A 13,486-nucleotide genomic window follows, 5' to 3' on the forward strand; every position below is an offset into this window, starting at 1 on the left:
AGAGCTTTGCGACCGATTACTTAAAATTTGATTTAAAATAATGAATGAATTGCCAATTATAAACCTGAGCTCGGTCTCATCTGAGTCTATCTCAACTTTAAGCGAAGCAAATAGACGCGCTTTGCATAACTCGATTGGGCAATCGTTCTTAGCCAAGAACATTTCGATAAAATCTGATTCAATCAGTATGGACATCGAAATAAATGGACGCTGGCAAACTGTTCGCCTTGCAATAGAGCCTCACAGTCAAAAGCTCGAACTACCAGAAGCAATTGTTAAGCTCGATGAAACGGGATTAAAGTTAACATTACAAACCCCAAAACAAGGTTTACATATCAAGGCTACTGACCAATTGCTCTCTCTGTTGAACTTTTTAAAAGGAGATTCAATTGGCCCAAATATCACGACACACGCTGAGATAAAAACTACACCCGCGAGCCTTCAACTTCCTAAGCTTGATGTAAGCCTAGCAATCAATCCAAGTCTTGCAAAAATACTCGCCGCAGAGCCTAAATTAATTGCAAAATTAAACGCCAATACTGCACAGGTATTACTCACGATAAGTGATCGCTTTGGAGAGCAACTGCTCAAACAACCAATCGCCAAAAATAAAATTACACAGAGCCTAACAAATAGCTTTCCTTCTATGGTCCTTAATTTTTCTGAGAAAGCGCCAAAAATTCAACACCCAGTCACCAAAGCCGCTTTATCACTCAGAAATATAGAACTGCTTTCAGCAAACACCCAAGACAAAAGCTGGCGGGCTGCAACACTTACTTCCACCATGCATGGCCTTGAAATTAGCGAAAAGTCGAAACAATATGCTATTCAATTAAAGCATTCAGCTAAGTCAATGCTTACACAGGCTACAAAGTTGGAAAGACCCACAAACGAGGCGCCTCTCAAATCAGGGTTAAGTTATGACAAGCCCTTGCTGAATGTTTCATTTAAAGACGTAAAGCAAGCAGTACGAACTGCATTACAAAATATTATTGCAGCACCTTTTATGTTGATCGGTGAGAAAAACAGTAAAAACACTGTTTCTTCAAATGTGGATATCGCGGCTGTTGTGAATAAATTGCCTACCTTGAACAAAACATCCGCCTCTCAAACGCTCATTTACCCTGAAGCCAAAAACTTAAAATCAGAACCTATTGTGCAGCTATTTTCTCAGATCAGACAAACAATAGCTTTTACATCTCAATTTACAATTACGGCGCCACTCAAAGTTCCCGAACACCTTTTAGCAACCACACTATTTTCACAGGGAAATTTGAAAGCGACGCCTAAAACGTCCATGGCATCAAGTGTAAGTGATCCAAATAAGCTTCCATCTGAGTCGATGCCATCACCCAAGCAAGAATCATCATTAAAGCAGCCAAAAGCTAAAAAGGTGAATACTGAAATAGACCCCAACAAAGTTCAAATGGCTTCACAAGGAAAAATCATACCTAAAGAAGCAATTCAAAAAACACCTTTGAGCAGTGAAGTTAACTCTGATAAAGGGCTAAGCTCCTCCTTTGTAGGAGATAAAAACGCAAATAAAAGTGAGCAATTACAAACACCAAAAGCTTCTACTAAAAAAATAAATACTCGCTCTACGACTTCTGCTTCATCAGACCTACAAAGTGCAGTCTCGCAACTACATAATAAGGCAGGAAAAGAACAAATTAATGTTAAAAGTGGTGCTGCTTCAGATACTCAAAGTTCAATGCAAAAGACTATGGGGTCGATAACACAACAAAGTAAAATCGTTGCGAAAAATACTAATGCTATACAACAAAGTTTTAGTCCCCAATCTAAAATAATGAATGACTCCAACCAAGTTAAGCTTCCTAGCCAAAGTGTATTATCAACCATAAAGAATCATTATGTGCCTTCAGGTAGTCTCGAGAAACTTTTGATTAAGCCATTTATAGCTGAGCAACATATAGATAAAGCTGAAAAATTGGTGCCGGAAGTAAGCTCAGAGAAGATTAATAAACTCTCTCGTTTTAAGGATGAAAAGTCACCAGACCTTTCGCGTCTGGTGCATCATGCTTTTTCTAGAATGATAGATGAGAAACAGCACTCTTCAGCGCAAATTGCCAATGAGCTTAACTTACCAAACCCACTAGCTAGCGCAGCGACTCAAACCAATATAAATACAAACCTACAAAATAGTAGTTTACTGAATAACGTTGAAAAGTTGCTGCTCACATTTCTATCTGCGCCAAAAATGATGCAAAATGAAAATAACGATAGTTCAACTCAAGCAAAATTCGATGCTCTGTTAAAAACCCTACAACCCAATTTTAAAGCACAGAATATCGGCCAACTTCAGCAAAACATACCTAATTTAAACTCACCTTTGATGAGTGAACTCGTACAACTCAATAATAGTTTGCAGCAAAATATGGTTCAGTCAGCAAGCCTCAACCAGAATCAAAATCAAAGTAGTGATACACAGTTATTAGTCAGTTTGTTTTTACCAACTAAGCTCCCTGACAACTGCAAACAGACACATTTACAAATAGGCAATTATAAGAAACCAGCAAAAGGCAATTTACCTGAAAAAACGGTTTGGTATATCCGATTACATTTTGACTACTCATCACTAGGTAAACTCTCTGTACAAGCCGAACTCATGGATAAATCACTAGAGTGCCAAGTAACCGGAAACTCTTCTCAGGTTTGTGCGCTTGCACAGCCGCACCTTGACATTTTGAGAAGGAAATTAAGTGCACACGGCCTTAAAGTTGGTGATATCGAGTTAACAGAGGACAGTGAAAAAACTGAGTTGTTTTTTAGTCAGCATACTATTGTCAATATTCAGGTTTAGGAGTGAAAAACATGGAGCAAAAATCAGCCATTGGTTTACTGTATGAAGCAGGCAAGTCACCTGAGGTTGTCTATAAAGGGTTTGGTGAGTTAGCTGATGAGATCATTACACTCGCGAAAGAAAAAGGCATTATGATCCACGAAGATGCCGAACTGGCGTCGACATTAAATCAACTTGAGTTAAACCAAGAAATCCCTAAAGAGCTCTATTATGTCATCGCCGAATTAATTGCTTTTTCTTATGTTTTAAGAGGTAAGTTCCCACCTGGCTGGGAAGGCTTTAATAAGAAGTTGAATATAAAAGCTTAAAAGAAAAAGCACCGAGGTAAGTACTCAGCGCTTTTATTTAAGATTGTTTTTGGTGCAATGAGAGAAGTAACTCAGCTTCAGCTCGAGGTATTTCACACTCTCGTATTATCTCTTCGAGGTCTGCACCTAACTCAATCATTTTAACCGCTCGAGAATAAATTTTTGCATCTGGATCATCATACTTTAGTGCAGCTTGCTGCTGAGCTAAATCTTTCGCAAAATTTTCGCAAGCCAGTAATCGCTTACCAGTGCTCATTAAACCCGATCTTAATTCCGCTATTTCACTGCGTAGTATCTCGGTTTGAGCATTCGATTCTCCGAGCTGTTGTTTTAGAAACTGCTGATTTTTATGATTTTTTTCAAGCTTTTTTTGTAATCCAAAAATAAACCCCAGACAAATCAAAAAAAGAATGCCTGAGGTAACAACGACTACAATAAAAGCAAGATTATCTTGAACTACGGATAACACTTATATTTGACTCAACTCATCCCACTCATCATCGCTAAGTAGCTTATTCAGATCAACAAGAATAAGTAGTTCACCTTCCCGATTTGAAACGCCTTGAATAAACTTAGCACTTTCTTCAGTACCAATGTTTGGTGCACTGTCAATTTCAGAACTGCGTAAATAAACAACTTCAGCAACGCTATCGACAAGAATACCGATCACTTGCTTTTCAGCTTCGATAATAACGATTCTCGAATTGTCTGTAACTTCGGCGCTCATCAAGCCGAAGCGTGCACGAGTATCGATAACCGTAACAACGTTACCACGAAGGTTAATAATACCAAGAACATAACTTGGTGCACCAGGCACTGGTGCAATTTCAGTATAACGCAGTACTTCCTGCACTTGCATTACATTAATACCATACGTTTCGTCTTCTAACTTGTAAGTTACCCATTGAAGAACTTCATCATTACTGTCGGCATTATTGTCTGCAGAAAGTAGTCTATCTTGGCTCATGGTTATACTCCATAAAGTTCTGAGTTACTGCTCTTGGCTATCTAAGCCTTGCTCTAGTAAGCGGTTTAAATTCTCTACATCAATTAAAGCGCACATTTTTTCTTTAATAACGCCTGCAAGCCAAGGTCGCTTGCCACCATTTACACGCCATTTAATGTCTTCAGGCTTTAATGTGATGTTGTTAATTAAGTTTTCAGCCAATAGCCCCCATGGGCTATCACCGAGTGTAATTAGATACTGATAGTCCAGTTTTTCTTCTAGCTCAGGGGTATACTTCTCTGGCATAACCCATCTTGCCGTATCAACGACATTGAGCTTCTCTTCTCTATTAAGCATAACGCCTTTAAACCATTTAGGCTTTCCGAAAAGCGCTGTCACTTCTCCAAGTTGATGAATACCACCTAAAGACTTCAAAGGAACCGCCAAAGTGAGCCCTGCGACTTCAAAAAATAAGGCTTGAAACTCACTTTCGACATATTCTTCTTGTACGCTTGTTAAGTTTGGCTCAACAATGGCTTCTTCTTTGATAATAGTATTATTTTTAGTTAACTCAAGATCTTTCGACTCAACCTCTGGGATTTCGGCAACTTCAGGGCTTACTTCAATCGTTGTAGTTGGAGTATCAACGACATCTGGTACAACTTTCTGTGCTGGTTGGGTTAATTGAGCATCAGTTATATCAGGAACACGCTCAAGTAATTTTGCTACAGGTGCAAGCGCAGTATCATTAGGCTCATCATCTTGTAAAAGTGCCCCTAGATACTGTTTCATTACTTTTTCATTAGCAAACAAATGTTTACTCATATACCTCTAACTACCCTTAATTAAGTGCTCTAGCAGTGCCTTATAAGCAAATACACCTCTAGATTTAGGACAAAACTCTATAGGTGCTTGCTGAGCCAAACTGGCATCTCTAAATTTTGTGTCAACCGGAATAACACCAGGCCAGACAGACCCTTCGTAATTGGCAAGCAATGTTTTGTATGCCTCTAACGATGCCTTAGTTCGCTTATCATACATGGTTGGCACGATGGTGTAATTATATTGTTTTGCTTGAGAGCTTTGCATCAATTCCATGGTACGCATCATACGGTCTAAACCTTTAAGCGCTAAAAACTCAGTTTGCACTGGGATCAGTACACGTTCGCTGGCTGCGAGTGCATTTACCATTAAAACGCCTAATACAGGTGGGCAATCAAGGATCGCATAGTCGTAATGTTCGCCTATTTTCGCCAGTGCTTTTTTCAGGATTAAGCCCATACCATTGCGATTACCCATGCTTCTATCAAGCGTCGCAATTGCCATTGTTGCCGGCAAAATATCAAGGTTTTCAATGGTTGAGGGGCATAAAGCTTGGAGGATTTCCTCGCTCTCCATTGCCGTCCCTCGAGCAAAGATGTCATAAACACTGACTTCTAACTCTTCAGAGTCAATACCAAAGTAATAAGTTAAAGATGCGTGAGGATCTGTATCTATCAACAATACTCGTTTGCCTTGCTTGGCAAGGATACCACCAAGGCTAACAGTAGTCGTTGTTTTACCAACGCCTCCTTTTTGATTTGCTACAGTCCAGATCTTCACGAAACAATTACTTCCTAGTGCTTGAACAAATAGATTAACAACCTACTTCTTTATTTATTTTTGATGCAACGTCATGTAAAGCTAAGCTTTCAGATGATAAGCCCGCATTTGTAACAGCTTGAGGCATTCCGTAAACCACGCAGGTTTGCTCATCTTGAGCCCAGATTGTTGCGCCTGACTGTTTTAGTAAACGTGCGCCATCTCGACCATCGGCCCCCATTCCCGTTAAAACTATCGCAAGCACATCAGCTTGATAAGCTTTTGCTGCACTCGCGAAAGTGATATCAACACTAGGCTTGTAAGTCACCCTTGTACTGTCATCTTCAAACACACGGAGCGTTTTCATTGCCCCTTTGGATTCAACCAGCATTTGCTTGCCACCAGGTGCCAAATAAGCAACACCTGACTGTAATTTATCACCATGTTCCGCCTCTTTTACTTTTATTTTACACAGACCGTTAAGCCTAGTAGCAAAAGCAGGTGTGAAAGCTGCTGGCATATGTTGAATCAACAATATCGGGTGTGGAAAATTAGCAGGTAGCTGAGTCAGAATGGTTTGCAGTGCAACAGGCCCGCCTGTTGAAGTCCCAATTGCCACGAGTTTGTATTGCTTTCCAGAAGCTTTGAACTGTTTACCTGTCGCTGTTGAGTTTGATGCTGGTTGAACAGCTGCTCTTTGAAAGGTTCTATCCGGTTGTGCAACACTTGAAGTACGAGACGATACTGTTGCCCTACCCGCGACTGGTGATTGAGAATGTGAAGGCTTAGTCACTGCAGGGCGTGAATAACTGCTAACTGAACGAGGTAATCTCCTACGTCCAATTTCTTTTACTTTATTTTGTAATGACTTTATCGCCTCTTCGCTATTTCGAGCGATGTCTTCAAACTTTTTAGGCAAGAAGTCTAATGCACCTGCATCAAGCGCATCTAGAGTAGCACTTGCCCCTTCACGGGTTAGAGAAGAAAACATCAAAATTGGTGTAGGGTTAGCCTGCATAATTTTTTTAACGGCACTGATTCCGTCTAAAATAGGCATTTCTACATCCATAGTAATAACATCTGGACGTAATGAGGCTGCTTTTTCAACAGCTTCTTGCCCATTGACAGCGAAGTCAATTACCTTAATATCACTATCTTGCTCTAAAATTTCGCTGACTCGACGCCTAAAAAAGCTTGAATCATCTACAACTAAAACTTTTACTGCCATTGGCATACTCTATGAATTCTTAAGAACGAAAAGTGGTGCTTCAGCACCACTTTAACTGTTTTGCTATTTCAGGTTAATTGCCTGCATAGTGTTTTAGCATATTTGGTACATCTAAGATTAATGCTATGCCACCATCTGAAGTGATTGTTGCACCAGCCATACCCGGTGTACCTTGCAGTAATGCATCTAATGGCTTGATAACAACTTCTTCTTGACCGATAAGAGAGTCAACCACAAATCCAACCTGTTGAGTACCTATTTGAACTATAACAACATGGCCTTCAGCTTTCTTCGTCGACCTATCTGCCCCCTTAACAAGCCAATGTTCTAAGTAGAATAAAGGAATTGCTTTTTCACGCACAATAATCGTTAACTGCCCATCTACCACGTTCGTTTTTGTCAGATCTAAGTGGAAAATTTCACTCACACCAGCAAGAGGTAAAGCAAATGTTTGCTCACCAACAACAACCATTAAGGTTGGTAAAATAGCCAATGTAAGAGGCACTTTTATCTCAAGGATAGTGCCCACACCAAGTTCCGATTGAATATTAACAGAGCCGTTAAGTTGAGTGATTTTCGTTTTAACAACGTCCATCCCAACACCTCGACCTGAAATATCTGATATTTCTTCTTTTGTCGAAAAGCCTGGTGCAAAAATCAAGTTATAAGCTTCAGTGTCAGATAATCGACTTGCTTGGTCTGAATCAATAACACCTTTACTAATCGCAATCTTTTTCAGTTTTTCAGCATCCATACCTGCACCATCGTCTTTAATGGTCAACAGAATGTGGTCGCCTTCTTGAGAAGCTGAGAGTGTCACTGTACCTGTACGTGGTTTGCCTGAAGCCTCACGGACATCTGGCATTTCAATACCATGGTCAACTGAATTTCTAACTAAGTGAACAAGCGGATCTGCAAGCGCTTCCACTAAGTTTTTATCTAAATCGGTCTCTTCACCTTCAAGAATAAGATTAATATCTTTCTTTAAACTACGTGCTAAGTCTCTAACAACACGAGGGAATCGGCCAAATACTTTCTTAATTGGCTGCATGCGTGTTTTCATTACCGCGCCTTGAAGATCCGCGGTAACCACGTCAAGGTTAGATATCGCCTTACCCATAGCTTCACTGCTAGAGTTATTTGCCAGACTAACGAGACGATTTCTCACCAATACCAATTCACCCACCATATTCATGATTTGATCTAAGCGCTTAGTATCGACACGAACAGTCGTCTCAGCTTGAGGTGCTGGGGGCTTTTTAGCTGATGCAGGCGCACTTTGTGCTTTTGCTGCTGGTGCCGGTGAAGATGCAGGCTTTGCTGGTTGAGGTGTCGGTTTAGGTTTAGCAACGGGTTTAGTTGCTACTGGTTCAGGTTGCTTAGGTTCAATACTTGCTGCAGGCTTGTTAGAATCAGCTTTTTCTAATGACTTCGGCGCACCACCTTTGCCATGAAGCTCATCCAACAATGCTTCAAATTCTTCATCATTTATTTCATCATCACTTGAAGATGATGCTGGAGGTTGTGGCGAAGGTGCTTGGTTAGTTCCTGTGCTTACTGGAGGAGGTGTATTAATTGAGCCGAAGCTACCAACGCCATGAAGTTCATCTAAAAGGCTATCAAATTCGTCATCTGTAATATCACCGTCGTCCGCATTTACAGGGGTAGATGAATCTGGTTTTTCAACCGCTGGGCCTTTACCTGCACCATGCAATTCATCTAACAAACTTTCAAATTCATCTTCAGTAATTTCATCAATGTTATTAGACGAGCTATCTGCAGATGAATCATTGAAAGAGTCATCTAGGTCTATATCAAACAAAACATCATCAGCAATGGGCTCTGCTTGAACTGGTTCTTCTATAACTTCTTGCGGCACATCTTTGCTTGAAGTTAACACTTGCTCGTCTTCAGACTCTGGTTTACTTAAATTATGGAGTATTTCTAGTAATTCTGGATCGGCAGGATCTGGTTGCTCTCTATTTTGAATATGAGCAAACATTTCATTTATGGTATCTAGGGACTGAAGAATAACATCCATCAGTTCAGGTGATACCGAACGCTGACCTTGTCTGAGCACATCAAAGACATTTTCAGCACCATGACAGGCATCAACAAGCTCTGTCATACTCAAAAAGCCTGCTCCACCTTTTACAGTGTGAAATCCTCTAAAGATTGCATTCAATAGCTCTTTATCTTCAGGGTTATTTTCTAGCTCTACAAGCTGTTCAGATAGCAGCTCTAATATCTCACCTGCTTCAACAAGAAAGTCTTGTAATATATCTTCATCGACTTCAAAGCTCATGTACACACTCTCCTATTAGAAGCCTAAGCTCGACAATAAATCGTCGACCTCATCTTGATTAGATACGACATCTTCTCTGGATTCTGCATTCATTATTGGACCTTCAGGTCCTGATATGTCAGCAGGGTCCACTTCAGCAATCTGAACCTCTTCAATATTTTCTTTTTCTTTTGATTGGGGTTCTTCTGCTGTACCAAATACCGTAAGTAAGTGAATTAGACTGTCTTCAACTTCTCTAACTAATTCAATAACACGTCGAATGACCTGACCAGTTAAGTCTTGATAATCTTGAGCCATTAAAACATTCGTCATATGTCCTTGAAGTTCATCTGTTGTAGCTTGAGAGCACTGCATGAACTTATCTAAATCATGACAAAGAGATTTGAATTCACCAAGTTGAATATCTCGTCTCATGAGTCGATCCCAAGTTGGCTTTATTTCAGATAAATCATCTGCGAGCTGCTGTGCGAGAGGCAAACTTGCTTCAACTGCATCCATGGTTTTATTGGCTGCATTTTCTGTCATTTCCATGACATAATTCAAACGTTCTTTAGCATCCGGTAAGGCTTCTGTCGTCAAATCAGAGATACGGGTATCAAGCTCAAAATTTTTCAATGACTCGTGTAGCTGACGAGTCAATTTACCCACTTCAGCAAAAAGTTCAGATTGCTCCTTACTTGCAGCCTCCATGATTAACTTATCTGCTTTATCTTGCTCGCCTTGCTCAAGGTAAGTCACCAGTTGCTTAGCTTGCTCAAGTGTTATTTGAGGCACAGAAGGTGCTGACATCCGCCTCTCCTTCTTAATTATTTAGCCTAAACGTTCAAACACTTTTTCTAGTTTTGTTTTAAGTGTTCCAGCTGTGAATGGTTTAACGATATAACCATTTACACCAGCTTGCGCCGCAGCAACAATTTGTTCTTTTTTAGCTTCTGCTGTCACCATCAGTACTGGAATGTGCTTAAGGCTGTCATCTGCACGAATCGCACGAAGAAGATCGATACCTTGCATACCTGGCATATTCCAGTCAGTGACTACAAAGTCAAATTCTTGATTTTGAAGCATAGGCAAAGCCGTGCTGCCATCATCTGCTTCTTGTACATTTGTAAAACCTAAGTCTCTAAGCAGGTTTTTGATTATTCTTCTCATAGTAGAAAAATCATCAACCACAAGAATTTTCATGTTTTTATCCAAAACATCCTCCAGTGAGGTTTGAACCTATTATTATTACTCTAATTGACCCAGTCATTGATTTTAGCTCTAAGCCTGATCATTGCCTGCCCATGAATTTGGCTAACTCGAGATTCACTTACATCGAGTATTTGCCCTATTTCTTTTAAATTCATTTCATCGTTGTAGTAAAGAGATAAAACAAGGGCATCTCTTTCCGGTAACGATTGAATCGCTATTAGCAACGATTCGTTAAAGCGTTCATTTTTAACGTTATTGAACGGTTTGTCTAGCGCTAAATCATTGTTAACAGGTGTGATTACGTCTTCGTCAACACCTAAATCTTCAATTCCAATGATTTTACTTGCATTCACGTCATGTAGAATATGATGGTACTCATCTAGTGTAATATCAAGTTTTTCAGCGATTTCAGTGTCTTTAGGTTCTCGACCTAGCACACTTTCAAGATTAGCAATGGCTTCAGCGACCATACGACTATTCTTATGAACGCTTCTAGGAGCCCAATCACCTCTACGAATTTCATCCAACATAGCGCCACGAATTCGGATGCCAGCAAATGTTTCAAAACTGGCACCTTTTGTAGCGTCAAAATTTTTACTGGCTTCAATCAAACCTATCATGCCTGATTGAACTAAGTCATCTAATTGGATATTCGCAGGTAGGCGAGCCAGTAAATGACACGCCACTTTTTTGACAAGACCAGTATGACGCTCTATCACTCTATTTAGATTGTCTGCTGTTTGATAACCCATCGCTTTACCCATCGATGACGACATAATTACCCATTTACTAGCTGTTCAATAAAGAATTCTAAATGACCTGAAGGCTGATGCGGAATTGGCCATTTTACGGCTTTACCAGCTAATCCTCTAAAGGCAACTGCAGCTGGTGAGTTAGGGAATAGTTCAACTATAGTTTTTTGGCGACGAGATGATTTTCGCATATTTTCATCGAAAGGTATTGTGGCTACTAGCTCTAATGCAACGTCTAAGAATCTGTCTGTTACTTTAGAAAGCTTAGCAAAAAGTTCTTGGCCTTCTCTTAAGCTTCTAACCATATTAGCAACAATTTTAAAACGGTAAACACCATGTTCTCGACTCAGAACCTTAATTAGTGCGTATGCATCGGTAATAGAAGTTGGTTCATCACATACAACGACCATCACATCTTGTGCTGCACGTGAAAAACTAAGTACCATGTCAGAAATACCAGCAGCGGTATCAACAATCAGAATATCAAATTCAGTATTTAGCTCGCTGAATGCGCGGATTAGCCCAGCGTGCTCTGCGGGTGTCAATTCAACCATATTTTGAGAACCTGAAGTTGCAGGCACAATTTTAATACCTGCAGGTCCTTCAACTAGTATCTCATCTAGTTCACACTCACCCGATAGAACATGAGATAAGTTTTTTTCTACTCTTAAACCAAGCATTACGTCACAATTTGCTAAGCCTAAGTCGGCATCTAGGACGAGTACTCTATTTCCTTGTTGACCAAGTGCAATAGCCGTATTTAGAGAAACGTTGGTTTTACCAACCCCTCCTTTACCACCGGTTACTGCAATTACTTTTACGCCATTGTTGCTATTTTGATTCATTCTACGCAGGCCACTTGCTTGATCTAATACTGTGTTAATCATACATTCCTACTGTTTGAGACGCTACAGGTACACGTCGCGAATGTTGTGCTTTTATTCTCTTTAAATACAATTGCTCAGCCTTTTTGACCATTTTGTGAGCATTTGCTACACGAATGTCCTCAGGCACGCGCTGACCATTAGTAAGATACCCTATTGGCAAGCGATTTTGAATCGCAATACTAATAATCTCGCCTAAACTTAGACATTCATCAAGTTTTGTAAAAAGACAACCACTTAAATTCACTTTTTGGAAGTGACGAACCGCTTCCTGTAATACATGCATTTGAGATGTCGCACTTAATACTAAATAACTGCGAATATCAACTCTAGAGCTACGCATTAGTGTATTTAATTGTTCTGTTAAGCGAATATCTCTTTGACTCATACCTGCTGTGTCTATTAATACTAGTCGTTTATTGCGTAAATGATATAAAACTTCTGCTAATTCATTTGCATCTTTTACTTGCTTTACTGGACATCCAATGATCCTGCCATAAGTTGCTAGTTGTTCATAAGCACCAATACGGTAAGTATCTGTTGTGATGAGTGCTACTTTATCAGCACCATATTTTTGCGCACCTAATGCAGCTAGTTTAGCTACAGTCGTTGTTTTACCTACACCTGTAGGGCCTACAAGCGCATATACACCACCTTGGCGAAGTATATCGTTGTTGGTCGTGTGCATTTGATTTGCAACCATCTCTAGTAATGCATTCCATGCTTCTTTACGAGAAACATCATCAGGAATAAAACAAGCCATTTGATCAGCAACGTCTTTATCTACTCCCATGCCTTGTAAACGGTCAACTAAGCAAGCTCTAGTTGGATCTCTGCGCTCCATTTCTTGCTTCATCAAGCCAGATACTTGGTGTTCAAGTAATTGGCGAATGGCATTCATTTCCTCACGCATCGTTGCCATTTCATCGACTTTCTTTACTGTTGGTTCGATGTCATCACCAAAACCTGCATCTAGTTCATCATCAAAGTTCCATGACTGTGCCTGTGGCGCATGCTTTGTCTCAGCACGGAAATTTTGTGCTTGAGCAGGACACTCGAAGTGTTCTTCAGCTTGACGTGGCTTAAATACTTCTTCGGTGTTTATACCTGATTGTGAAAACATGGATGCCAACTCTGGAGAGCGAGGTTTTGGCGCTTGTCTATCTAATAAAGCTTGTAAGCTGTCGGCTACTTGCGCTTGGGGTTCTGGTTTAGCACGCTGTGGCTCTGGGCGCACAAAACGGGGCTGTTGTACATGTGCTTTAGCTTGCTGAGCTGCAATAGACTGTTGCGCTTCAACAGGCTTCTCTGGTGCACGTTCATTATCTACAGCTGCAACAATTTCTACACCATCCGCCAATTTCTTATTAGACATAATAACAGCGTCAGCGCCCAGTTCTTCTTTAACTTCTTTTAAAGCTGTACGCATATCTTTGGCAAAAAAACGTTTAATCTTCATGTTACAACCCC

Annotated in this window: 13 protein-coding genes; 2 read left to right on the plus strand and 11 right to left on the minus strand. The window is 40.3% G+C overall.

Going from position 1 to position 13,486, the window contains the following annotated elements; translation table 11 throughout:
- The first annotated feature begins 40 nt into the window (after positions 1-40).
- Both CWB72_RS00995 and CWB72_RS01000 read left to right on the plus strand, forming a co-directional pair.
- Positions 41-2,821 carry a flagellar hook-length control protein FliK gene (locus CWB72_RS00995; RefSeq protein ID WP_138628590.1) on the plus strand — a complete coding sequence of 927 codons (2,781 nt, stop codon included), beginning with the start codon at positions 41-43 and terminating at the stop codon, positions 2,819-2,821.
- Between the two features lie 11 nt (positions 2,822-2,832).
- Positions 2,833-3,129, plus strand: coding sequence for an EscU/YscU/HrcU family type III secretion system export apparatus switch protein (locus CWB72_RS01000; protein ID WP_138628592.1), 297 nt, complete (start codon positions 2,833-2,835; stop codon positions 3,127-3,129).
- Between the two features lie 37 nt (positions 3,130-3,166).
- On the opposite strand, the gene CWB72_RS20805 is transcribed toward CWB72_RS01000, so the two are convergent.
- The 11 genes from CWB72_RS20805 to flhF form a co-directional block, all read right to left on the minus strand.
- Positions 3,167-3,598: a DUF2802 domain-containing protein gene (locus tag CWB72_RS20805; RefSeq protein WP_436409839.1), complete on the minus strand. Its 432-nt coding sequence runs from the start codon at positions 3,596-3,598 to the stop codon at positions 3,167-3,169.
- Entirely contained in the window at positions 3,599-4,096 is a 498-nt protein-coding gene (locus CWB72_RS01010) for a chemotaxis protein CheW (RefSeq protein ID WP_130255651.1), read from the minus strand. It abuts the gene before it with no gap.
- Positions 4,097-4,120: 24 nt separating this feature from the next.
- Complete coding sequence (locus CWB72_RS01015) at positions 4,121-4,900, minus strand: chemotaxis protein CheW (RefSeq protein WP_138566490.1); 780 nt, start codon at positions 4,898-4,900, stop codon at positions 4,121-4,123.
- A 6-nt stretch (positions 4,901-4,906) separates the two neighbouring features.
- Positions 4,907-5,677 (minus strand): ParA family protein, encoded by a 771-nt coding sequence (locus CWB72_RS01020; RefSeq protein WP_130255653.1) that lies wholly within the window; start codon positions 5,675-5,677, stop codon positions 4,907-4,909.
- Between the two features lie 34 nt (positions 5,678-5,711).
- Entirely contained in the window at positions 5,712-6,884 is a 1,173-nt protein-coding gene (locus CWB72_RS01025) for a protein-glutamate methylesterase/protein-glutamine glutaminase (protein WP_138628594.1), read from the minus strand.
- Positions 6,885-6,957: 73 nt separating this feature from the next.
- Positions 6,958-9,189 (minus strand): chemotaxis protein CheA, encoded by a 2,232-nt coding sequence (locus CWB72_RS01030; protein ID WP_138628596.1) that lies wholly within the window; start codon positions 9,187-9,189, stop codon positions 6,958-6,960.
- 15 nt (positions 9,190-9,204) lie between these two features.
- Positions 9,205-9,978, minus strand: a complete 774-nt coding sequence (locus CWB72_RS01035) for a protein phosphatase CheZ (RefSeq protein ID WP_138566493.1) — start codon at positions 9,976-9,978, stop codon at positions 9,205-9,207.
- Positions 9,979-9,999: 21 nt separating this feature from the next.
- Entirely contained in the window at positions 10,000-10,383 is a 384-nt protein-coding gene (cheY, locus tag CWB72_RS01040) for a chemotaxis response regulator CheY (RefSeq protein ID WP_010364893.1), read from the minus strand.
- A 38-nt stretch (positions 10,384-10,421) separates the two neighbouring features.
- Entirely contained in the window at positions 10,422-11,132 is a 711-nt protein-coding gene (locus CWB72_RS01045) for an RNA polymerase sigma factor FliA (RefSeq protein WP_138628705.1), read from the minus strand.
- A 26-nt stretch (positions 11,133-11,158) separates the two neighbouring features.
- A complete protein-coding gene (locus CWB72_RS01050; protein WP_130255657.1) occupies positions 11,159-12,019 on the minus strand; it encodes a MinD/ParA family ATP-binding protein in 861 nt (286 codons plus the stop codon).
- Positions 12,012-13,475: a flagellar biosynthesis protein FlhF gene (gene flhF / locus CWB72_RS01055; RefSeq protein ID WP_138628597.1), complete on the minus strand. Its 1,464-nt coding sequence runs from the start codon at positions 13,473-13,475 to the stop codon at positions 12,012-12,014. Before flhF ends, CWB72_RS01050 begins: the two co-directional genes overlap by 8 nt.
- Between the last annotated feature and the right edge of the window lie 11 nt (positions 13,476-13,486).

The organism is Pseudoalteromonas phenolica, from assembly GCF_005886345.1.
GTDB classification, from domain to species: Bacteria; Pseudomonadota; Gammaproteobacteria; order Enterobacterales; family Alteromonadaceae; genus Pseudoalteromonas; species Pseudoalteromonas phenolica_A.

Bases quoted from the DNA above. Each gene is read 5' to 3' on its own strand.
- CWB72_RS00995 (WP_138628590.1), top strand. From the start codon at position 41: ATGAATGAATTGCCAATTATAAACCTGAGCTCGGTCTCATCTGAGTCT.
- CWB72_RS01000 (WP_138628592.1), top strand. From the start codon at position 2,833: ATGGAGCAAAAATCAGCCATTGGTTTACTGTATGAAGCAGGCAAGTCA.
- CWB72_RS01010 (WP_130255651.1), bottom strand. From the start codon at position 4,096: ATGAGCCAAGATAGACTACTTTCTGCAGACAATAATGCCGACAGTAAT.
- CWB72_RS01015 (WP_138566490.1), bottom strand. From the start codon at position 4,900: ATGAGTAAACATTTGTTTGCTAATGAAAAAGTAATGAAACAGTATCTA.
- CWB72_RS01025 (WP_138628594.1), bottom strand. From the start codon at position 6,884: ATGGCAGTAAAAGTTTTAGTTGTAGATGATTCAAGCTTTTTTAGGCGT.
- CWB72_RS01030 (WP_138628596.1), bottom strand. From the start codon at position 9,189: ATGAGCTTTGAAGTCGATGAAGATATATTACAAGACTTTCTTGTTGAA.
- CWB72_RS01035 (WP_138566493.1), bottom strand. From the start codon at position 9,978: ATGTCAGCACCTTCTGTGCCTCAAATAACACTTGAGCAAGCTAAGCAA.
- CWB72_RS01045 (WP_138628705.1), bottom strand. From the start codon at position 11,132: ATGGGTTATCAAACAGCAGACAATCTAAATAGAGTGATAGAGCGTCAT.
- CWB72_RS01050 (WP_130255657.1), bottom strand. From the start codon at position 12,019: ATGATTAACACAGTATTAGATCAAGCAAGTGGCCTGCGTAGAATGAAT.
- flhF (WP_138628597.1), bottom strand. From the start codon at position 13,475: ATGAAGATTAAACGTTTTTTTGCCAAAGATATGCGTACAGCTTTAAAA.